We start from the raw sequence: 19,458 nt of genomic DNA on the forward strand, positions 1-19,458 counted from the left end.
AAATTTCTTTCATTATCTTAAGCATCTCTATTTCTATACCAGTAATTATTGAATTTTTCACTGGATTTGCTAAAGGATTTTGGAATAGTTTATAAAGCCAATAAATTTGGCTTTTTTTTATTCTTTTATTTCGTCGTTTGATGAAATTCCTACTTATTTCAAATTCACTTTATAAAAATAGGGTGATATATTCTTTATACAGGAGCATTACAATGAAATTTCTAAAAAAGTTTCTATATATCTTTAACTTGTTTTATAATAATGTTTATTTTCGCTATTACGTTTCCTGAATTTTCATTCAGAAGTTCTACACTATTGAATTTTGCTGCTATTTTTCCGGCTCTTTTTTAGGCTACTTTGTTTTCATACTAATCTATGAGTTCTTTGAGAAGAAATGAAATAAAGATTGATTTCCGATTTCGTCGAATTAACGTCTAACAACTGAAGTTTTACTATTTTCGCTGATTGTGGTATTTTATTACCTTTCTTCCCTTAAATAATTTTGTTATATTTGTAGTAAACAGTTAAAGGAGTGGAATTATGTTAGAAACTATTATCAATTTTTTACCACTATTAATATCTATATTTACCTTTTACATGATGATAAAAAGAGATAACAGATCGAATCCTAACTTATCAATTTTTTGGCACAAACACGTATTTACAAGTAACGTTCCATTTGAATTTTCCAAATGGAAAAGAAAGGAATATAAAGATATTACAGAAGATACATTTATTGGAGTATTTTCATATTTGATTCAGAATGTAGGCAATCTACCTGCAAACTGGGGATTCGTATACATAATTGATTTTAAAGAAAATCAAGTGTATTCCTCTCAGCCGCTATACTATATTGATGTTAAAAGCAATGCTATTGTTCGCGTCCCTATATTAATCAATGAACTAAAAAACAGAAGTAAAACTTTTAATTTCTCTATATTAAAAAGGTACTTATCATTTAAGAATCTAATTGTAGACGATAACTTTGCTACTGTTTTTATTTTCTCGGATTTTGGAAATAGCAGGTATATGCTGATTGAAAATGATCATAATTTAGATAAGTTTAAAAAGGCTCAAGTTAACCTAAATTTTTTCCATCCCATTTATTATTTAATTTCAATTTTTTGTAGTCGCTACTCAATTAAACAAAAAAACACTTATCAGGAAAGGATGGATCTTCATGTTCCCTATTTAAAAACAAGCGCAGAAGATCGTATCGATAATTCTATAGATTTCATTATTCAAACCGATGATAAGAATCACCTAGAAGCTTTTAAAAAAAATTGAAAAGCGGTGTTTTTACGAAGGAAAGACTGTACCGTTCTTCTTTAGCCCTTAAAAAAACTTTCCGAAGTAAGAGGGCTGCGGTTGATTTGGTAATCTTCTTTGATCTTTGCATAGAATTCAACTATATTTACTTTGGGCTCATTTTTGTCTTAGCACGACTGAGTTCTGGATGTTCTTCTTGTGACACCCATTGAACATTAGCTCTAAGTTAATCTCTGCTAGAAAGCGTAATGTTTTCCCATGCTTCTACTACGTGATGGACTACTACGCCTTTGGTATATTTTTTACGTCTCTTACACTCCTAGCATAGGTCAATTTTTTTTTGGATAATTGTCTGCCCAAGCTTTATCAATCTTGGTGGATTACTGACTCCCAAATCTGGCTTTTTCAAAGTGATCTAAATAATAAGAATCTCCATCTATGTCAACATAATTAGATAGTATATCCTCATCATCCACATCAGCTTTACCTTCATAATCACCGTTATTCCATTTATCGTAAGCTTCTTCGATAGTTTCAGCTTCGATATCTATAGATACTTGCTGCTTTCTCTCCCAGCTGATATTAAATGTTTTCATATAGTCCTCCATTTCCGTTATTTCTTCCGATTCTGGAATTGTTACAGGTCACTGGACTTAACGAAAACACCATTGACCATCTTTCCAGTCCGTCCTTTGATTTCGTCATAAGCAAAATTCAAGCACTCGTATAAATCCATATCATTTTGCATTGCCAAGATGATCAGGGTTACTACTACATCGCCAATACCATCACGTAATGCATCTTGATCGTTTCTTGCTAATGCAGCTGCAACTTCACCAGTTTCTTCGACAACTTTCAACATTTGTTTGCTAGAATCTGCTTTATCCAATCCTTTTTCTTTAGACCATCGTTCTACTAATTCAACTAACTCATTCATGAATTTCCCTCCAATTATTTTGATTAATCGTAATCAACCACCTCGTCAATGGTTCCACTCCAATCCTTATAGCGGTAAGTCCTTCCTTGTTTATCTTCATGACCATAACGTAATAAATCACTCATCGTTCGATTTGCTTTTTTACACTTCCGACATACATCTTTCCGAGTACCTGTGAAAATCACTTCGCCTTTGTAAAGAACCTCTACAATTCGCAAATGGGATTGCTCCCCTCTCCAGAGTTCAACACGTAATGCTTCTCGCTCGTCCTCAATTAATGGATCAATCTCTCGATCATCAAGGTTAGATAGATAAAGTAATCGTTGTAGTTTTAAAGCACGTTCTCTGTGACGCTTCTTTTTTTCATGTTCTTTCTGCTTCATCGCCTGTTGGTTCTGTTTCATGTTGATCACCTCCTGCATCTGCTGGCTTATACACATATTCATAAGGTTCCCACTTCTTATTTCCGAGAAGGCGATAGTACTTCCCTGCAAGTGTAATAATAAAATGATAGGTATCTGCCTTCTCCGGAACGTAACATCTTGCATAGTATTGACGGTAATTCTTGGGATTGTTAGAAAAATACTCAACCGTCCATCCTCGTATCTCGCAAAACATGGTGAATTCGACACGTGCTACTTTGAAACTGGTTATTCTTTCATCCATAGGATCACCAATTCGTTTTATTCAGAAAATCGATGTAGCCCGGCGTAGCAACCTGATATTCTTCCAACTCTTCTTCAAGAATGTACTGTCGTCCATATTTTGCTTTCATGTTCTGCCAATCACTCCATGGGATAAACCCAACGATCTTTTTGATCATGCAGCAAACACCTGCCATCGCTCCTAATTTTTGATGGAGATCCAACAAGGCCGCCTGATTTTGTGTGATCACTGATTTTTTTAGTCGATCCGTTGTGGTCATCTTTGCTTCAAAAACAATGGCACGTCCATCCCATAGAGTTCCTTTGTAATCTGGTTGAGCTTTCCCGATTGGATAAACGATCATTCTGCCATCGCCGAGTATCTGCTTCACACGAAACGGTTCAGGCGTTTTTTCAATTAAAGCAATTTCTTTTGTTCTGTAGTACCAACATCCTTGATCAATCATTTTTTCAAAGATATCGCCCAAATCATTGTTGACTCTATTTTGGTAATTTCTTGAAGACATCGTTTCTACCTACTTTCTTCATTAGTTCAGTAATAAATCCTTTTTTATCGTTTTGCCCAAATGTATCTAATGTTCTTCGGTAAATGCGCTCATAGTGTGCTTTATCTTCAAAGCATACGAATTGTGAATAGCAATCACTCTTAACTATTCCTGCATATGCTGAATGATCATTTAATTTGTTTGATGCAGCATCGCAAATTTGCTGATTTTGAAGAAACCGGATTTCCTTTTCTTCTGATTTGATTTCCAATGTTTTAATACATGGAGAAAATTTCCCTTTGTTTTGATCATCAATGTTTAACATCAAAAAGACTTCCTGCATCATGTCGATACAATCTGATTTATCAAAGCAGGCGACCAGATACGTCTGTTTATTTTCCATTTCTACCTCTTTCTCTATCCATCATCATTTCTGAACAGTTCGATTTTGAAATACCATCCACGATCCTCATCGTAGATTTTCAATATATCTCCTAAAATCCGGTATTGAGGAAACCTCTTAAGAATCTCCTCTGCTCCATCATCGTTGGACATACCTAATTTATCTAGTTTTCTAAATGACCAATAATCATCATTGGTGGTTTCATGTGGTTCTTTCAGGTTTCGACTCTTGGACCATCGCTTTTTACCTTTCTTCCACTGGCGATTTTCCCATTTCTCTTGACCAGTTAAATAATTAACCAAGCCTTGCATCCCATCTGAATCGTATTGAATGTTTTGCACTTGCCTTCTACCAAGAGGCTGCTTCTTCTTTCCTCGCCCTTTAGACCAAACGCTCTCGATTGCATCCCTTGATGGTCCATTGTTTAAAACAATGTGGTGATGGATTCGAGTGATATAGCCTACTTCCTCATCGTATTGATAAGAGGTAAACCACATGTACTTGAGTTCGAACCCTTCTTTCTCATAGAGTCTTTTTAGTTTTTTCAAAGTGTTTTCTTGATCACGCTTTGCATCAGCAGGCTTTTCAGGTAGAAACTGATCGGAATAAGTGAACGTAGCATAGTAATCTTTCTCTCCAAAGTTTGCATATAGAAACAATGCAGCCTTTCTTTTACTTTGGGCTTGATTCCATCTTGCTTGAGATAAACCAGTTACTTTTTTCCTCCTACCTCTGGGTTCTCTGCATTTTCGTTCCTGCTCGATCGTCCTACTGTAAAGTCGGATTTCTTTATAAGGTCCTGCTTCCACTCTGCGTTCTCTAACAAATGATTTCTTCATGACAAACACCCCAGAATTTTCTACGTCCGTTAAGTTAGTATCTAATACAAGGACGATAAAACGCCGAAATAGCAGCGTTTTTTGCAAAAATAGTCTGAGGATGGTATACTTATCTTGTCGGAGATAAGAAATACCATTCTCAGAAGTCGCCAATTTTGGCGGCTTTTTTTATTGTTCTGAAAACTGGAAAAGAACCTTTTCTTCGGTTGGTTTTCCCAGATGAAAAATATGGTGATACAATGTCCTTCCACGCAACTGAAATGTTTCTACTCTACCTCGTTCAGTTTTCGCTTCAATACTGTATACATAATTCTCGCCACGTTTTCTCATACGAACCTGCATCACAATTGCAGGCATTTTTTCCAAATACTCGATCGCCTTCGACAACATTTACATCACCTGCAGCTTTCACTCATACTGGATTCCGCCCTTTTTAACCAGATCCGGTAGCAAATTTGGGATGGCCATTTATAACTTTTGAAACTGGTCATCTGAAACAACGAAATATAAAGCAATTGTTGGTGTCTCATCGCTATCAAATGAACGATCCTCTACTTCACATGTCGATTCAAACTTATTCCAGATAATCGACTTAATTTTTTGAGTGTATGGCTTAACATACATTCGATTAGTTGTGAAAATAATTTCTCTCTCTTTAAACATCTAGTTACCCTCCAATCATTAATAGGAAACAAATAGCTAACAAAATACCGTTTAACAATAAGCTGGCATAAGCAATCCCTTGTAATTGACGTGCTTTATACAATGGATTGTTGTGGAGTGTTGCTAACCATTTTTTATTCATATAAACTTTCCTTTCTTTGGTATAATCTCCTTATCAGTCAGTGGTCGGCTGAATTATTGTTAAGGGGGAATTTAAATGGGAACTTTAGATTTGCTTACAAATGATGCCAAGTTTTTGCTGACCTCAATGTACAAATCATATGTTGAGAAACGCAAAGCTGGTTCTTTAAAAAAAGATGCAATATACTTTGGCAATCTAGATGATTTACATCGAGATATTATGCCCGAATGGCCAAGGGAAGATGTAAAATCAACGTGTTTTGAATTAAGAAAGCATGAATTAATTACTGGTGTTCCTGCAGGAGACACGATAGTAAGAATTACTTTGCGCACTGAATCCATAGCCATTATGGAAACTAAATTTAAAGATAGAGTTGATTTAATTCTGGATTACGCAATCAAAATCAAGAGTTTAATTCCCTTTATTTAAACTAAATGGATTCTCTTGCAATTCACTAATTGTTTTTTCCATACCTTCAAGATTTTCCAATACCTCTATTTTTAAATCTTTATTAGCCTTGGTATCTTCTGCCAAAATACTGAGGCTTTTTGCTGTACTTTCTAAAGCGATAGTTATACGTTCCAAATAGTTATCCACCTTCCTCACCTCACTTCCATCGTTCTATTTATCTGATTCTGATAAATTAACTCCTGATAACTCCGCAGTTCACGAATCGATAAATCTCGTTGTGTCTCGGTTAGCGGTCTTTTCCTATCATTAAGTTAATCGTGCAAGATTCTTATTTTTTCTTTGACAAGATCATGTATCAGTAGTTCTTGGGGTAATGTGTATTTCATTTGATTCCTCCTATTTCTACATGCTGGCGGGCATTAGATTTTTTTATTGTTTAGGAATCTTTTTATGTCCTCACGGTCAAATCTGGTTTCCTTACCAAAAGGTATTTGTGGTAATCCCTCAATGATCCATTCGTTAATCCGTTCTTCACCAATCCGGAGAATTTGTTTCACCTGCTTCTTCGTTGGATATGGTGGAAGGTCTTCAGCTTTGATCGATTCTCCTACCTTTTGAAGAACCTTAGCAGCAATAACTGCTGCTAATTCTTCCCCAAATGATTCTGGTATTTCTATTGGTGCTGAAATGATTGCCAAATTAATCACCTCACTTTATATTAGATTAATTATGTTCTTTTTGTAGCGTTTTTGCGACTTTGTTACCAAAAAAAATTTGAACTGCTTCTTCTCCAGATAATGGAACAACTGCTGTGATCTTCTGAGCTTCTTCTACAGAAAAACCTTTTCCCTCGCCTTTTAATTTTCTATAGAAAGTACTTCTATTTACACCAATTAACTCGGCTACTCTTTGCTTTGTGTTCCTTTGTTCGATAATTTCATCCAATCTTTCAACATCAACTGGCATGTTTTCACCTCCTATTTTTGTCGCATTAATGCAACTCACACTTTTATAATACAAGCGACAAAAATATTTGTCAACACATTTGTTGCATTTATGCGATTAATCAGTTGCATTTTTGCAACACATCTGATAATATTTATTTAAAGAAAACTTATGGAGGTATTCAAATGGAAGTGGGAGAAAGAATAAAGCAGAGAAGGAAGGAACTAGGATATAATGCTGATTACTTGGCATCTAAATTAGGTGTTTCAAGATCTACCATCTTCCGTTATGAAAAAGGGGAAATAGAGAAACTTCCTACCGAAGTACTTGAAAAGTTAGCGATCTCTCTAGATACAACTCCCGGATATTTAATGGGATGGACAGAAAAACCTCAAGATAAATTATTGAACATATATAACCAATTAGATATTCAAAAGCAAGATGAGGTTTATAACTTTGCCAAGTTTAAACTTAACGAACAGAATAAGGAGATTTTTACTATAGCCGCTCATTCGGATGATCCTAATAAAAAAATAACTAAAAAAGAATTTGAGGATCTTAATAGATATCTTGATGAGGCTGATAAAAGTTTTGATGGTAAGTAGGGTTGTTTATGAATGATTTTGAAAACCTTTTAGATAAAGTTAATACAGAAGTACCAGTTATCGAGTTAACATTAGAAGAGGATACTGGATATACTGGTCTTTATAGAAATAACCGTATCTACTTAGACAAAACTAAATCAAATAGAAAAAAGAAAGTTGTCTTGGCTGAAGAATTCGGGCATCATAAAAGATCCATTGGAAATATTCTTAATTATAAAGATCCTGATGCTTGGAAGGAAGAATGGAAGGCTAGAAGATATGGAATTGAACTATTAATAACTTTAGACGATCTTTTAGATTGTGCTTTAAATGGTTGTAATAATATTTATGAATGCAGTGAACACCTAAATGTAACACCAGAATTCTTTGAAGATACTCTCATTCATTACTTCAATAAGTATGGAAAATATCATTACCATCGTAACTTTAAGTTTACATTTGACAATGAATTTATCTTTGTTGAATCTCTAAAAGTATTTGGATAAAAAAGAGCCTATAGAAGCGGCTACTTCTAATAGGCTAGCTCATTTCTGAGACATTACAAAATTATTATATCAAAGAAATGAGGAAAAGAAATGAAAAAAGTAGTAATAGGGTTATTACTTTCTACAATGTTTTTGGGCGCATGTACTTCAAATGCAAAAACTACAACAGAAAATAGTAGCACAATCAAAAGTTCTGAAAACAGCACTTCTGAAAGTACGACAGAATCAATAGCACTCTATGTATCACGTCCTGCTTATTATTTAGAAAACAACAATTTTCATTTAGCTGGAAAAGCAGATCCACAAAAGACTGTTACAATTACAACAAGTGGCGAACTAGTAAAAGAAATAACACCTAGTGAAGATGGAAGCTTTAGCATCACTGTTCCCTTACCTGAAACAGAAACTCAGGATTTTGAATTAACAGATGGCACCACAAATGAAAAGGTATCCATAAAATCTAAAGCTGAGCTTCAAAAGGCAGCTGATGAAGTTGAAGCGAAACGAAAAGAGCAAGAAAAACAAAAAGCTGAAGCTGAGAAAAAAGCTGCTGAAGAAGCAGCTGCAAAAGAACAAGCTGAAAAAGAAGCCGCTGAGAAAAAGAAAAAAGAAGCTGAAGAAGCTGCAAAAAAAGCTGCTGAAGAAGAAAAAGCTAGTTACGATACTGGTGTTACGTTTGAAAATCTCGCTCGTAATCCAGACACATATTTAGCAGAAAAAGTTAAGTTTTCTGGAAGGATTATTCAAGTTATTAAAGGTGATGATCAATCACAATTCAGATTTGCTATAGATGATAACTATGATCAAGTAATTTTAATTGAAATTTCCGAAGATCAGCTTTCGAATAATCGACTTTTAGAAGATGACTATATTACTATTCGTGGAGTATCTTTTGGAGAATATACTTATACTTCTGCTTTAGGTGGAGAAATTACAGTTCCTGCTGTAGTGGTGGATTCTTTTGAAATGATTAACTAAATAAAGGAGAAAATGAAATGGGATTATTTGATGGTATACTTGGCAATGCAACCGACATAAAACATGAAGAGGTAAAAAAAGAGTTGTCAGCTGTTCTTATGCCTAATGAAAATATTGATTTAGCTTTCAAATTAGTTAGGGACTTGATTGTGTTTACCGACTATCGCCTAATTGTAGTAGATAAACAAGGTATAACAGGAAAAAAAGTAGATTACAAAACATTTCCTTATAAAAGTATCTCAAGGTTTAGCGTAGAAACAGCTGGGCATTTTGATTTAGATGCAGAATTGAAGATTTGGATTTCAGGTGCTGTTGAGCCTGCTCAAAGCCTCCAGTTCAAAAAAGATAAAAGTATTACTCAAATTCAGCAAGCGCTAGCCACTGCTATACTGAAATAAAACAAACACGCCCCTCTTTCTTGGCAGACAAGGAGCGTGCTAACAAAAAACTGATGTTTATTTGTTGTACATAATTATACCAAATTGAAAGGAGTGATGCCACCTCGTTCTACATGCTGGCGGGCAAGAAAGGACGATAAATAATGATAAAAAAGTATAAGAAGAAAGATGGATCTACCGCCTATATGTTTCAGATATACTTAGGCGTTGACCCTATTTCTGGTAAAAAGAAACGAACAACGAAACGAGGGTTTAAAACACAGCAAGAGGCAAAGCTTGCACTTGCTCGTTTACAACTAGAATCAAAAGAACCTGATTTCATCACTGAAACAACAAAAACATTTGAAGAAGTATGCAATATTTGGTTAGAACAATACAGAAACACAGTCAAAGCTAGTACTTACACTATTCAAAAAGTTGCGATAGACAAACACATTCTCCCTTTATTTGGTCATATTCGAATGAGTAAGATTACTATTCAATTTTGTCAAAAACAAGTAAACCATTGGTTTAGTTACTATAAAAAATACTCCAACTTAATCGGTATCACGACATCAGTATTCAATTATGCTATCAATATCCGGTTACTCAATAATAATCCAATGGATGGTGTAATTCGACCTAAGAAACTGCAAAAAGTAGATGAAGAGGACTACATCGCTCCTTTCTATGATCGTGAACAGTTGCTTACTTTTTTGTCGGTGGTAAAAGAAAATTATTCAGAACAATTATTTGTGATGTTTCGAATTCTTGGGTATACGGGTCTTCGCAAAGGAGAATTGCATGCATTACGTTGGAAAGATATTGATTTCGATAAAAAAACTCTTACCGTCAAACAAACTCTAGCAACTATTCAGAATTGGGAGTTAGTTTTTCAGCCGCCGAAGACAAGAAAAAGTATTCGTACTATCTCTTTGGATGATGAAACGCTGGGTCTGATAAAAAAATGGAAATTACACCAACAAAAATTTCTTTTTCAGTTTGGCATAAACTCATTATCTCAAGAGCAATTGCTATTCCCTTCTACTGAAAACAAACCGCTTTATCTAGATTACCTGAACCATAATCTTTCGAAAATCCTGAAAGAAAATAATTTGCCTAAAATGACTGTCCACGGATTTAGACATACTCATTGTAGTTTACTATTTGAAGCAGGTGTTTCAATAAAAGACGTGCAGGAACGAATGGGCCATACTGATATTAAAACTACTATGAACATATATGCTCACGTAACTGAACAAAGAAAAGAAAAAACTGCTCATGACTTTGCAAACTTCATGGCAAACGGCAGCCCAGATCCAGATAAAAATACTAGGGGTAGTCAATGGGGTAGTCAAATGTAAAAAAAAGAGGTTTCCCTATAAATAGGAAAACCTCTAGAAAGCTGATAAAACAGCCCTTGGACAATGTTTGTCTTATTCTGCAGCGTTGTTGTCTTTGAGACCGTATTTTTTGTTGAAACGGTCCACACGTCCGTCTGCTTGTGTGAATTTTTGACGTCCAGTGTAGAATGGATGTGAATCAGAAGTTACTTCGACACGGATCAATGGATACGTGTTGCCGTCTTCCCACTCAACAGTTTCTTGAGAATTCTTTGTAGAACCTGATAAGAATTTGAAACCAGTAGTTGAGTCCATGAATACAACTGGATGATAATCTGGATGGATATCTTGTTTCATTTCTTCTTCTCTCCTTTGCCCTGGCTCATTTGCTTCACCAGAGTTGATTTGTCGATTTTACAACATGACTATCTTACCATGTTTGGTTTTTAGATGCAATTATCTTTTTATATTTCTTTTTTGCCGTTTGTCTCCGAAATGGACATCATGAAAAGCCGCTAAAAACTCTTCATTGTTCTTTGTTTTACGCAAGAATTGAATGAATTGTTCTGTGAACTCCAAGGAATCCCCCAACATGTTGTTGCGTAAGCGCCAGGTTTCTTCCAATTGCTCGCTGCTCATCAGCAATTCCTCTTTACGGGTACCAGATTTCTTGATGTCGATCGCTGGGAAGATCCGACGTTCTGCTAAGCTGCGAGAAAGCTGCAGCTCCATATTGCCGGTTCCTTTAAACTCTTCATAGATGACATCATCCATGCGGCTGCCGGTATCCACCAGTGCGGTGGCAAGAATCGTCAAACTGCCGCCTTCTTCAATATTACGGGCAGCACCAAAAAATTTCTTTGGTTTGTACAAAGCAGCTGGATCGATCCCGCCGCTTAGTGTACGTCCGCTTGGAGGTACCACTAAGTTGTAGGCTCTTGCCAAACGAGTGATACTATCCATCAGAATCACGACATCACGCTTGTCTTCTACCAAACGCATCGCCCGTTCTAGTACCAATTCAGAAACACGGGTATGGTTGCTAGGCTGCAGGTCAAAGGTTGAAGAAACAACATCTCCTTTGACACTGCGTTCCAGATCAGTCACTTCTTCTGGGCGCTCGTCGATCAAAAGAACGATCAATTCCACCTCAGGATAGTTGTCAGTGATCCCATTGGCAATTTCTTTCAAGATACTGGTTTTCCCAGCTTTAGGCGGAGCAACGATCAGTCCCCGTTGTCCAAAACCCACTGGCGACAGCATGTCGATCATCCGCGTAGAAAGGCGTCCTGACGTTGTTTCTAATTTTAAATGACGATTCGGATAAAGCGGCGTCAGCGCTGGAAAATGCGGACGCTCTTTGGCATCTTCTGGATCTTTGCCATTAACAGACTCAACGTGCATCAATCCATAATAGCGCTCAGATTCCTTGGGCGGGCGCGCCTTACCGGCGACTTTATCACCATTACGCAAACTAAACCGACGAATCTGTGATGAAGAAATATAGATATCTTCTGCACTCGGTCCGTAGTTGATTGGGCGTAAAAAACCGTAGCCTTCTTGGCCTACGATATCCAAGATTCCTTCCATATAAAAGAAGCCTTGTTTTTCCGCCTGCGCCCGTATCACAGCCAATGACAATTCTTTTTTATTCATCTGGCTGTAATAAGGAATTCGAAACTCTTTGGCAAAGGTGTAGATCTCTTTTAAGGTTTTGTTTTCCAACTCTGCCATCGTAAGATAATCGCTCATAATTACTCCTCTATCATTTGAATATCAGCTCCAAGAGCCGTTAGTTTTTCGATGATATGATCATAGCCGCGCAAAATATACTCGACATTAAAGACGCTGGTCGTGCCAGTCGCCATCAATCCGGCAATGACAAGGCAAGCTCCTGCTCGTAAATCAGAAGCGACAACTTCTGCTCCGTGCAATTGGCTCGGTCCGCTAACAAAAATCATGTTGCCTTCTGTCGTTGCTTGTGCGCCCATTCGTGCTAATTCAGGAATATGGTTGACCCGTTTGGCGTAAATCGTGTCCATGATCTCCGATGTTCCGTTTGCTTTTAGCAATAATGGTGTGATCGGCTGTTGCAGGTCTGTGGCAAATCCTGGATAAGGATAGGTTTTCACAGTCGCTGGTTTCAAGTCTTTTGAGGGATGCACATAGATTTCATCTTCGCTGATATCCATTCGTACGCCAATTTCTTCCAATTTCGCAATGTAGCTTTCTAAATGCTCATAAATCACATTTTTGACAGTAATGCCTTCCCCCGCTGCTGCGGCTAAAGAAAGGTAGGTTCCTGCTTCGATCCGGTCTGGAATGATGGAATGGCGACAACCGTGCAATTCTTCCACGCCTTCGATACGAATTTCATTGGTACCTGCACCTCTGATTTTCGCCCCCATATTATTTAAAAGGGTCGCAACATCAATGATCTCAGGTTCTCGTGCGGCATTTTCAATGATCGTTTTGCCTTTGGCTTTTACTGCTGCCAGCATCACATTGATGGTTGCTCCGATGGAGACCATATCTAGGAAGATCCGTTCGCCAGTCAAGCCTTCTTCTTCGGTACGCAAATACATAGCACCATGTTCGTTGGTGACTTTTGCGCCAAGTGCTTCGAAGCCTTTGATATGCAAATCGATTGGTCGCGGACCTAAGAAGCAGCCGCCAGGCAATCCAACGACGCCTTCACCAAACTTCGCCAACAATGCCCCCATGAAATAGTAAGAAGCTCGTAGACTATTGATTTTTCCGTTAGGCATCGGGATCGAAACGATGTTTGTCGGATCGATCTCTAGCGTATTGTTTTCAAAATGGGTCTTCACACCCATGATTTCGATAATCTCAATTAATGAGTGCACATCTTGAATGTCAGGCACTCCTTCTAAAATGACCGGTGAATCAGCTAAGATCGCTGCCGGGATCAATGCGACAGCACTGTTTTTTGCGCCGCTAATGGTGACTTCACCTTTTAAGGGACGATTGCCGTTGATGACAATTTTTTTCATGGAATTCCACCTATACTCTTTTTTAATTTATGTGTATCATTCCAATTTTAGCACAGATCACTCAAAGAAAAAAGATGCAGGATATTTTTGATCCCCGCATCAAGAATATTTTCTTGGAAAGCAAAAAAACTCTTAGAATCGGTGATTCTAAGAGTTTTGATCTTTGATTAAGATTAAGCTTTACCAGCTGAACCGAACCAGTCGATGTGTTCTTCTGCATCTTTAACGATTGCAGCAACACCTGGTGCTAATAATTTACGAGGGTCGAATCCTTTACCTTCTTTATCTTTGCCAGCTTCGATGTATTCACGAGTTGCTTTAGCAAATGATAATTGGAATTCAGTATTTACGTTTACTTTAGAAACACCCATTGAGATTGCTTTTTCGATTTGGTCTTGAGGAATACCAGAACCACCGTGTAATACTAATGGTACATCAGAACCTACTGCATCAGCGATTGCTTGTAAGTGGTCAAAAGCAAGGCCTTTCCAGTTTTCAGGGTATTGACCGTGAATGTTACCAATTCCGCAAGCTAGGTAATCAATACCAGTTGCAACCATTTGTTTACATTCTTCGATGTCAGCTAATTCGCCAGAACCGATGATTCCATCTTCTTCTCCGCCGATTGAACCAACTTCACACTCAACAGAAACGCCTTTTGCGTGTGCTTTTTCGACAACTTCTTTAGCCAATTTCAAGTTTTCTTCAAATGGTAAGTGAGAGCCATCAAACATAACAGAAGTGTAACCAACTTCGATACATTCCATTGCTGCATCATAATCACCGTGGTCTAAGTGGATTGCAACTGGAACAGTGATGTTCATTGAATCAACCAAGTTTGTAACGATGTCTTTAGCAACTTTGTATCCGCCCATATATTTGGCAGCACCCATTGAAGTTTGGATTAGAACTGGCGCTTTTTTCGCTTCAGCAGCTTTTAAAATCGCTTGTGTCCATTCTAAGTTGTTTGTGTTGAATCCGCCGACTGCATATCCGCCTTGACGAGCAGCTTTTAAGAATTCAGCTCCTGATACTACTGGCATAAAAAATTCCTCCTAAGTTTTGAAAAACTTTATTTGTTAAGCAATGCTTAACCGACAATGCTATTTTAGCAAAGATTTGCGGTATTTGCTACTAAAAAGAGGAATTTCTCTTTTCAAAAAAAGATTGCACAAATATAAAAATCCAGCATTTTCATCATCTTTTCTGAAAGTCTAGGATTCTGTAAGGTTTTGCTCTTCTGTCTGTGGTCGTTAGATAACAAATCGGCATGTGAAAATTCGAGAAAAATTTCACATATTTTTTCGTTATTTTATCATAATCTTCCAGCAAATCCTTTCTTCTTCTCTTTTGAGCATAAGAATAGCCTTGTGAAAGCGGCTATATTATTATGTAAAAAAGGAGGGATAAAATGAAAAAAGCGCTTATTGGATTTTTGGCAGTCATCGGAGTTCTTTTCTTGGCAAGCTGTAGCTCGGGGGCCAAGGAAGAAACCAAAACATTCACAATGGATCAAAATGGGGTTTCGATGGAACTGGTCTTCACTTATGAAGGCGATAAAGTAAAAACTCAGACTGCGAACAATGTCATGCCTTATTCAGCGATCGGGGTAACGACTAAAGAAGAAGCACAAACCGTGCTTGATCCGATTGCAGAACAGTATCAGCAAGTCAAAGGGTTGGACTATTCCCTCGACTATACAGATAGTGAAGCGACTGAATCATTGACCATCAATTATGATGAGTTGGATTATGATTCAGCGAAACAATTGCCTGGGGTTAGTTTCGAAGGAAACACCGAAAATGGGATCAGCATGGAACGTACAGAGGAAATGCTCTTAGATCAAGGGTATAAGCTAAAAGAATAATCCTCTCTAGGCACCAGCAAATCAACATGGGTTTCCCGCTGGCGGATTTCATTCAAACTGCTAGCGAAAAAAATAATGCATCAGCCAAAAACTTCCGGTCGTTTTGACGGAAGTTTTTTGTGTGCAGAAATGGATACCTTCTACCAACGCTCATGCAAGTTTCAACCTTTTACGGACTACTGGGATGGCGCAACTCAAAAAAACTCCCCATCTTGAGATGAGGAGTTTCGCACATTCATTGCTTGGTTTGCCGCTAGCGATTATTATGGTTGGCGGTTATCCAATGAAGCTCCAACAAAGGCTTTGATCAAGCGTTGTGGGCGAGTTGGACGAGAAATCAATTCTGGGTGGAATTGGCAACCCACGAAGAATTTGTTTTCTGGGATCTCAACGATCTCAACCAAACGATTGTCTGGTGATACACCTGAGAAAACCATCCCGTTTGCTTCAAAGATTTCACGGTATTTGTTGTTGAATTCATAACGATGACGGTGACGTTCTTGAACAACTTCTTCTCCGTCATAAGCTGCAGCTGTTTTGGTGCCTTTTTTCACTTTACATGGGTACAAGCCTAAGCGCAATGTCCCACCTAAGTTTTCGATGTTTTCTTGGTCAGCCATCAAATCAATGATGTTGTTGGCTGTTTCAGGATCGGTTTCTGCGGAATTGGCATTTTCCAAGCCAACGACATTGCGGGCATATTCCACACAAGCCATTTGCATCCCTAGACAAATCCCTAAGAATGGCACATCGTTTTCCCGAGCATATCGGATCGCTTCGATTTTTCCTTCAATCCCGCGATCACCGAATCCACCAGGAACGAGAATACCGTCTACTTCACCTAAGTAAGAATCCACGTTTTCTCGTGTGATTTCTTGGGCTTTGATCCAATCGATCTCGATGTCAGCATCAAAGGCAAAACCAGAATGTTTCAAAGCTTCGACAACTGATAGATAAGCATCTGGCAATTCCACGTATTTTCCGACTAATGCGATGCGTACTTTTTTCTTCAAATTCAGTACCTTTTCTTCCAATGCTTGCCACTCGGTCATGTCAGCAGCTGGTGCAGTCAGTTTCAAATGATCACACACGATTTGATCCATGCCTTGCGCTTGCAGTGCCAATGGGATCGAATAAAGGGTCTCAACGTCACGAGATTCGATCACGGCTTCTGGTGCCACGTCACAGAATTGTGCCAATTTGTTTTTCGTTGATTGTCCTACGGGTTGTTCTGTCCGAACGACCAAGATATTTGGTTGAATCCCTAAGCCGCGCAGTTCCTTCACACTATGTTGTGTCGGTTTGGTTTTCATTTCGCCTGCTGCTTTCAAATAAGGAATCAGCGTCGTATGGATGTACATCACATTGTCTGAACCTACGTCTGCCTTCATTTGACGCAAAGCTTCTAGAAATGGTAATGATTCAATATCCCCTACTGTACCGCCGACTTCTGTAATGATCACATCTGAATCAGTCATTTTGGCTGCCCGCATGATTTTTTCTTTGATCTCGTTGGTGATATGCGGGATCACTTGAACAGTCGCGCCTAAGTATTCTCCTTTACGCTCTTTCCGCAAAACTTCTGAATAGATTTTTCCAGTTGTTACATTTGAGTATTTGTTCAAATTGATATCGATAAAGCGTTCATAGTGACCTAAGTCTAAGTCGGTCTCTGCTCCATCATCGGTTACGAATACTTCACCATGTTGGTATGGGCTCATCGTTCCTGGATCGACGTTGATGTACGGATCGAATTTTTGAATCGTTACTTTCAAGCCGCGATTTTTCAACAGACGTCCTAATGATGCTGCTACGATCCCTTTACCAATAGAAGAAACCACACCGCCGGTTACAAAAATATATTTTGTCATAAACTGAAAAACTCCTTTAATCTATTTTACAGGAAAAGCATTTAGAAAATAATAAAAGCTCCCTATCCATAAATGAATAGGGAGCGAAAATTCTAAATCACTTTCTGACTCTTGTAAAGAGTGCCCAAACAGAATGATACATTCTCACCTAGCAAATGTCAAGAAAACTTTATTTGATTTTTTCAGAAAAAAACGAAGTTTCCAGACAAACCGCTTTACTTATTGATACAGCTGGTTCCTTCTTTTTCTCGACTAAATTCTATGGTTATTCTTTCTTAAACAACCTTCATGTTTTCTGCACAACTTTTTGCAAATTTTTCATTGCTTCTTACGAAATCGTTGAACTCTCTTTGGCATAATACAAAGTGTAGATGAAGTCTGGCGCTTTACTCGTTTTGGTAAAAATGATCGGAACGTATTTCTGGTTATTTTTGGCAAAGACGAGGTGCAGGTTCGATTCCTGCCTTCTACGCTAGTGATGCGGTTGAAAGGGAGCTCTGAGGATCAATCGCAGCAATCCTTAGACTATTGTTTCACCAACGAAACAAAATCAACGTTCGTCCAAGCATTTGCTGAAGCCTTGCTATAAACCCCGATTTCACAAACACCTGTTGTAATTGGAATGTCTTTGATTGTAATTTTTGTCCATTCACTGGTTTTATCAACCGCAGTATTTAGTTCCGCTCCACCATAATTTTTGATATATAACTGATTGGTATCAAACTCTCCCCCAGACATTACGTAGGCACTCAATGTGTAAGTTCCATCGCTGATGCCACTAATATTTTGATAAGCTGATGCCTCGTAAGCTTGGTCCTTCCAAAAAGTTAATTTGTAGTCTCCAAAAAAAGTCCCTGCTTCCGTTTTGATCGTACCTTCAGCTGTTCCTTGTTGAAACCACGTTTGCAAATCAGAAGGACTGGTCGTTGGTCCATCGCTCTCGAAACTTGCATTTTTAACCAGATTTGTTTGCGTCCCTGCTTGTTTAAACGCACGCAAGCTTGGCAAGGCGTTTCCAGCAAAATCAAACATCGCCTGGTTGTCCCATTCGTTTCCCATAGTGGATTGAACACCGAGATAATTCATACCTGCTTGTGTTGCCCAACTCACGTTTCCGTTGTACCAAAGAGGTTCCCAGTAAAAGAAGCCCGCCCCGCGATCATTCGGCACCGCTTGAATACGATCGGCTAGATCCAGCAAATACTCTGCTTGTCCTGACGGCGTTGGTTCATATCCCCCCGCCGCTGCTTCGGCTTCGCCAAAGGCATTTGGCATAGTATCTGCATTCGCTGTTGTATGCCCATAAGCTGTTTCAACTACGATCACTTCTTTGCCATACCGTTGACTGATCGTATTCATATTGGTTTGAAGTTCATTCATTGAACCGTGCCAATACGGATAATACGATACTCCAATTAAATCAAATGACACACCCCGACTGGTGATTTCATCAAACCACCAAGTAAATGCTCCTGTATCGCCACCATCAGCTAAGTGGAGCATTACTGGAGTTGTTTTAGGTTGAGTGTCTCGAACAGCTTGGACACCAGACTTCAAAAAAGTAGCCAATCGATCAAACTCTCCCCCGTCTTCTCCCCAAGACTTGCCATAAGGCCAGAGCATGCCACTATTCAGTTCATTGCCGATCTGAACCATATCAGGATAAACGTCTAGCTGCTTCATTTCCGACAGAACGTTCTTTGTATAGTCATACAATGCCGTATTCATTTCTTCAAAGGTCAGATCTTGCCACGCTTTAGGAACATTCTGTTTCCCAGGATCAACCCAAAAATCACTGTAATGGAAATCTAGCAACACGTTGAGTCCAAGACTTTTTGCTCGTTTTGCAAGGGCAATCGTCGTTTCCAGATCATTTGTCCCTGCCCCATAACTTTCTCCGTTACTATTATAAGGATCCTGCCACAAACGCAGTCGAACATAGTTGACACCATTATTTTTTAGAATCTCTAAGGCATCTTTTGAAATACCATCTTCATAATATTTTGCACCAGATTTTTCCATATCTGACAAGATTGAAATATCTGCTCCGCGAATAAACTCGCTGGCAGATGCTTCAACTGTTTTTGAAACAGCCCCCAAAGTCCCTATCACAGCTGCAAATAAAGCGACTTTACGCAACCAAGCTCCCTTTTTCATTC

The 19,458-nt window shown here is 38.2% G+C and carries 26 protein-coding genes; 8 read left to right on the forward strand and 18 right to left on the reverse strand.

Features of this window, described 5'->3' with window-relative positions:
• The first annotated feature begins 540 nt into the window (after window positions 1-540).
• Complete coding sequence (locus tag IGK14_RS13700) at window positions 541-1,287, forward strand: hypothetical protein (protein WP_413118586.1); 747 nt, start codon at window positions 541-543, stop codon at window positions 1,285-1,287.
• A 362-nt stretch (window positions 1,288-1,649) separates the two neighbouring features.
• On the opposite strand, the gene IGK14_RS13705 is transcribed toward IGK14_RS13700, so the two are convergent.
• The 9 genes from IGK14_RS13705 to IGK14_RS13745 all read right to left on the reverse strand — a co-directional run bounded on the left by IGK14_RS13705 (window position 1,650) and on the right by IGK14_RS13745 (window position 5,403).
• Window positions 1,650-1,865, reverse strand: coding sequence for a hypothetical protein (locus IGK14_RS13705; RefSeq protein ID WP_034878341.1), 216 nt, complete (start codon window positions 1,863-1,865; stop codon window positions 1,650-1,652).
• A 41-nt stretch (window positions 1,866-1,906) separates the two neighbouring features.
• On the reverse strand, window positions 1,907-2,206 hold the full coding sequence (locus tag IGK14_RS13710; RefSeq protein WP_438712471.1) for a MazG-like family protein: 300 nt from the start codon (window positions 2,204-2,206) through the stop codon (window positions 1,907-1,909).
• Window positions 2,207-2,229: 23 nt separating this feature from the next.
• The gene (locus tag IGK14_RS13715; RefSeq protein ID WP_438712473.1) at window positions 2,230-2,610 is read right to left on the reverse strand and encodes a hypothetical protein; all 381 of its coding nucleotides are present in this window, start codon (window positions 2,608-2,610) and stop codon (window positions 2,230-2,232) included.
• Window positions 2,570-2,872 (reverse strand): hypothetical protein, encoded by a 303-nt coding sequence (locus tag IGK14_RS13720; RefSeq protein WP_179190931.1) that lies wholly within the window; start codon window positions 2,870-2,872, stop codon window positions 2,570-2,572. Before IGK14_RS13720 ends, IGK14_RS13715 begins: the two co-directional genes overlap by 41 nt.
• A gap of 4 nt (window positions 2,873-2,876) precedes the next feature.
• Complete coding sequence (locus IGK14_RS13725; RefSeq protein ID WP_438712476.1) at window positions 2,877-3,377, reverse strand: Holliday junction resolvase RecU; 501 nt, start codon at window positions 3,375-3,377, stop codon at window positions 2,877-2,879.
• The gene (locus IGK14_RS13730) at window positions 3,352-3,759 is read right to left on the reverse strand and encodes a hypothetical protein (RefSeq protein WP_438712478.1); all 408 of its coding nucleotides are present in this window, start codon (window positions 3,757-3,759) and stop codon (window positions 3,352-3,354) included. Before IGK14_RS13730 ends, IGK14_RS13725 begins: the two co-directional genes overlap by 26 nt.
• A gap of 14 nt (window positions 3,760-3,773) precedes the next feature.
• Window positions 3,774-4,598, reverse strand: coding sequence for a rolling circle replication-associated protein (locus IGK14_RS13735; protein WP_438712480.1), 825 nt, complete (start codon window positions 4,596-4,598; stop codon window positions 3,774-3,776).
• A 468-nt stretch (window positions 4,599-5,066) separates the two neighbouring features.
• Window positions 5,067-5,261 (reverse strand): hypothetical protein, encoded by a 195-nt coding sequence (locus tag IGK14_RS13740; protein WP_438712482.1) that lies wholly within the window; start codon window positions 5,259-5,261, stop codon window positions 5,067-5,069.
• Between the two features lie 4 nt (window positions 5,262-5,265).
• Entirely contained in the window at window positions 5,266-5,403 is a 138-nt protein-coding gene (locus tag IGK14_RS13745; protein WP_170927549.1) for a hypothetical protein, read from the reverse strand.
• A 75-nt stretch (window positions 5,404-5,478) separates the two neighbouring features.
• Here IGK14_RS13745 and IGK14_RS13750 point away from each other — a divergent pair, with 75 nt between their 5' ends.
• On the forward strand, window positions 5,479-5,832 hold the full coding sequence (locus IGK14_RS13750; RefSeq protein WP_200126861.1) for a hypothetical protein: 354 nt from the start codon (window positions 5,479-5,481) through the stop codon (window positions 5,830-5,832).
• Here IGK14_RS13750 and IGK14_RS13755 read toward each other — a convergent pair.
• The 3 genes from IGK14_RS13755 to IGK14_RS13765 all read right to left on the reverse strand — a co-directional run bounded on the left by IGK14_RS13755 (window position 5,815) and on the right by IGK14_RS13765 (window position 6,780).
• Window positions 5,815-6,000 (reverse strand): hypothetical protein, encoded by a 186-nt coding sequence (locus IGK14_RS13755; RefSeq protein ID WP_271802171.1) that lies wholly within the window; start codon window positions 5,998-6,000, stop codon window positions 5,815-5,817. The genes IGK14_RS13750 and IGK14_RS13755 overlap by 18 nt on opposite strands.
• Before the next feature lie 233 nt (window positions 6,001-6,233).
• A complete protein-coding gene (locus IGK14_RS13760; RefSeq protein WP_087627989.1) occupies window positions 6,234-6,512 on the reverse strand; it encodes a helix-turn-helix domain-containing protein in 279 nt (92 codons plus the stop codon).
• Between the two features lie 25 nt (window positions 6,513-6,537).
• A complete protein-coding gene (locus tag IGK14_RS13765; protein WP_231472537.1) occupies window positions 6,538-6,780 on the reverse strand; it encodes a helix-turn-helix domain-containing protein in 243 nt (80 codons plus the stop codon).
• Between the two features lie 164 nt (window positions 6,781-6,944).
• Between IGK14_RS13765 and IGK14_RS13770 the strand changes: the two genes are divergently transcribed.
• The 5 genes from IGK14_RS13770 to IGK14_RS13790 all read left to right on the forward strand — a co-directional run bounded on the left by IGK14_RS13770 (window position 6,945) and on the right by IGK14_RS13790 (window position 10,568).
• Window positions 6,945-7,364: a helix-turn-helix domain-containing protein gene (locus IGK14_RS13770; protein ID WP_438712484.1), complete on the forward strand. Its 420-nt coding sequence runs from the start codon at window positions 6,945-6,947 to the stop codon at window positions 7,362-7,364.
• Window positions 7,365-7,372: 8 nt separating this feature from the next.
• Complete coding sequence (locus tag IGK14_RS13775; protein ID WP_195960753.1) at window positions 7,373-7,849, forward strand: ImmA/IrrE family metallo-endopeptidase; 477 nt, start codon at window positions 7,373-7,375, stop codon at window positions 7,847-7,849.
• 90 nt (window positions 7,850-7,939) lie between these two features.
• Window positions 7,940-8,827, forward strand: coding sequence for a hypothetical protein (locus tag IGK14_RS13780; RefSeq protein ID WP_438712487.1), 888 nt, complete (start codon window positions 7,940-7,942; stop codon window positions 8,825-8,827).
• Window positions 8,828-8,844: 17 nt separating this feature from the next.
• The gene (locus IGK14_RS13785; RefSeq protein ID WP_087627993.1) at window positions 8,845-9,225 is read left to right on the forward strand and encodes a PH domain-containing protein; all 381 of its coding nucleotides are present in this window, start codon (window positions 8,845-8,847) and stop codon (window positions 9,223-9,225) included.
• 143 nt (window positions 9,226-9,368) lie between these two features.
• Window positions 9,369-10,568: a tyrosine-type recombinase/integrase gene (locus tag IGK14_RS13790; protein ID WP_438712488.1), complete on the forward strand. Its 1,200-nt coding sequence runs from the start codon at window positions 9,369-9,371 to the stop codon at window positions 10,566-10,568.
• A gap of 72 nt (window positions 10,569-10,640) precedes the next feature.
• On the opposite strand, the gene IGK14_RS13795 is transcribed toward IGK14_RS13790, so the two are convergent.
• The 4 genes from IGK14_RS13795 to IGK14_RS13810 form a co-directional block, all read right to left on the reverse strand.
• Window positions 10,641-10,904, reverse strand: coding sequence for a type B 50S ribosomal protein L31 (locus tag IGK14_RS13795; RefSeq protein WP_008380527.1), 264 nt, complete (start codon window positions 10,902-10,904; stop codon window positions 10,641-10,643).
• 99 nt (window positions 10,905-11,003) lie between these two features.
• The gene (rho, locus tag IGK14_RS13800) at window positions 11,004-12,299 is read right to left on the reverse strand and encodes a transcription termination factor Rho (RefSeq protein WP_005228301.1); all 1,296 of its coding nucleotides are present in this window, start codon (window positions 12,297-12,299) and stop codon (window positions 11,004-11,006) included.
• Window positions 12,300-12,301: 2 nt separating this feature from the next.
• Window positions 12,302-13,561 (reverse strand): UDP-N-acetylglucosamine 1-carboxyvinyltransferase, encoded by a 1,260-nt coding sequence (locus tag IGK14_RS13805; protein WP_005228299.1) that lies wholly within the window; start codon window positions 13,559-13,561, stop codon window positions 12,302-12,304.
• 173 nt (window positions 13,562-13,734) lie between these two features.
• Entirely contained in the window at window positions 13,735-14,604 is an 870-nt protein-coding gene (locus IGK14_RS13810) for a class II fructose-bisphosphate aldolase (RefSeq protein WP_005228297.1), read from the reverse strand.
• 368 nt (window positions 14,605-14,972) lie between these two features.
• Between IGK14_RS13810 and IGK14_RS13815 the strand changes: the two genes are divergently transcribed.
• Window positions 14,973-15,428 (forward strand): YehR family lipoprotein, encoded by a 456-nt coding sequence (locus IGK14_RS13815; RefSeq protein WP_005233973.1) that lies wholly within the window; start codon window positions 14,973-14,975, stop codon window positions 15,426-15,428.
• A 263-nt stretch (window positions 15,429-15,691) separates the two neighbouring features.
• Here IGK14_RS13815 and IGK14_RS13820 read toward each other — a convergent pair whose 3' ends face one another.
• Both IGK14_RS13820 and IGK14_RS13825 read right to left on the reverse strand, forming a co-directional pair.
• The gene (locus IGK14_RS13820; RefSeq protein WP_060791466.1) at window positions 15,692-17,299 is read right to left on the reverse strand and encodes a CTP synthase; all 1,608 of its coding nucleotides are present in this window, start codon (window positions 17,297-17,299) and stop codon (window positions 15,692-15,694) included.
• 525 nt (window positions 17,300-17,824) lie between these two features.
• Window positions 17,825-19,456 carry a glycoside hydrolase family 53 protein gene (locus IGK14_RS13825; protein WP_010749965.1) on the reverse strand — a complete coding sequence of 544 codons (1,632 nt, stop codon included), beginning with the start codon at window positions 19,454-19,456 and terminating at the stop codon, window positions 17,825-17,827.
• Window positions 19,457-19,458: the final 2 nt, after the last annotated feature.

The sequence above is a fragment of the Enterococcus sp. DIV0970a genome (assembly GCF_051711265.1).
Lineage (GTDB): Bacteria > Bacillota > Bacilli > Lactobacillales > Enterococcaceae > Enterococcus_D > Enterococcus_D casseliflavus.

Excerpts from the sequence above, each read along its gene's own strand:
- IGK14_RS13745 (WP_170927549.1), bottom strand. The coding sequence starts at position 5,403 with ATGAATAAAAAATGGTTAGCAACACTCCACAACAATCCATTGTATAAA.
- IGK14_RS13810 (WP_005228297.1), bottom strand. The coding sequence starts at position 14,604 with ATGCCAGTAGTATCAGGAGCTGAATTCTTAAAAGCTGCTCGTCAAGGC.
- IGK14_RS13715 (WP_438712473.1), bottom strand. The coding sequence starts at position 2,610 with ATGAAACAGAACCAACAGGCGATGAAGCAGAAAGAACATGAAAAAAAG.
- IGK14_RS13725 (WP_438712476.1), bottom strand. The coding sequence starts at position 3,377 with ATGTCTTCAAGAAATTACCAAAATAGAGTCAACAATGATTTGGGCGAT.
- IGK14_RS13735 (WP_438712480.1), bottom strand. The coding sequence starts at position 4,598 with ATGAAGAAATCATTTGTTAGAGAACGCAGAGTGGAAGCAGGACCTTAT.
- IGK14_RS13815 (WP_005233973.1), top strand. The coding sequence starts at position 14,973 with ATGAAAAAAGCGCTTATTGGATTTTTGGCAGTCATCGGAGTTCTTTTC.
- IGK14_RS13790 (WP_438712488.1), top strand. The coding sequence starts at position 9,369 with ATGATAAAAAAGTATAAGAAGAAAGATGGATCTACCGCCTATATGTTT.
- IGK14_RS13780 (WP_438712487.1), top strand. The coding sequence starts at position 7,940 with ATGAAAAAAGTAGTAATAGGGTTATTACTTTCTACAATGTTTTTGGGC.
- IGK14_RS13795 (WP_008380527.1), bottom strand. The coding sequence starts at position 10,904 with ATGAAACAAGATATCCATCCAGATTATCATCCAGTTGTATTCATGGAC.
- IGK14_RS13785 (WP_087627993.1), top strand. The coding sequence starts at position 8,845 with ATGGGATTATTTGATGGTATACTTGGCAATGCAACCGACATAAAACAT.
- IGK14_RS13720 (WP_179190931.1), bottom strand. The coding sequence starts at position 2,872 with ATGGATGAAAGAATAACCAGTTTCAAAGTAGCACGTGTCGAATTCACC.
- IGK14_RS13765 (WP_231472537.1), bottom strand. The coding sequence starts at position 6,780 with ATGCCAGTTGATGTTGAAAGATTGGATGAAATTATCGAACAAAGGAAC.
- rho (WP_005228301.1), bottom strand. The coding sequence starts at position 12,299 with ATGAGCGATTATCTTACGATGGCAGAGTTGGAAAACAAAACCTTAAAA.
- IGK14_RS13805 (WP_005228299.1), bottom strand. The coding sequence starts at position 13,561 with ATGAAAAAAATTGTCATCAACGGCAATCGTCCCTTAAAAGGTGAAGTC.
- IGK14_RS13730 (WP_438712478.1), bottom strand. The coding sequence starts at position 3,759 with ATGGAAAATAAACAGACGTATCTGGTCGCCTGCTTTGATAAATCAGAT.
- IGK14_RS13710 (WP_438712471.1), bottom strand. The coding sequence starts at position 2,206 with ATGAATGAGTTAGTTGAATTAGTAGAACGATGGTCTAAAGAAAAAGGA.
- IGK14_RS13825 (WP_010749965.1), bottom strand. The coding sequence starts at position 19,456 with ATGAAAAAGGGAGCTTGGTTGCGTAAAGTCGCTTTATTTGCAGCTGTG.
- IGK14_RS13740 (WP_438712482.1), bottom strand. The coding sequence starts at position 5,261 with ATGTTTAAAGAGAGAGAAATTATTTTCACAACTAATCGAATGTATGTT.
- IGK14_RS13750 (WP_200126861.1), top strand. The coding sequence starts at position 5,479 with ATGGGAACTTTAGATTTGCTTACAAATGATGCCAAGTTTTTGCTGACC.
- IGK14_RS13775 (WP_195960753.1), top strand. The coding sequence starts at position 7,373 with ATGAATGATTTTGAAAACCTTTTAGATAAAGTTAATACAGAAGTACCA.
- IGK14_RS13705 (WP_034878341.1), bottom strand. The coding sequence starts at position 1,865 with ATGAAAACATTTAATATCAGCTGGGAGAGAAAGCAGCAAGTATCTATA.
- IGK14_RS13700 (WP_413118586.1), top strand. The coding sequence starts at position 541 with ATGTTAGAAACTATTATCAATTTTTTACCACTATTAATATCTATATTT.
- IGK14_RS13820 (WP_060791466.1), bottom strand. The coding sequence starts at position 17,299 with ATGACAAAATATATTTTTGTAACCGGCGGTGTGGTTTCTTCTATTGGT.
- IGK14_RS13770 (WP_438712484.1), top strand. The coding sequence starts at position 6,945 with ATGGAAGTGGGAGAAAGAATAAAGCAGAGAAGGAAGGAACTAGGATAT.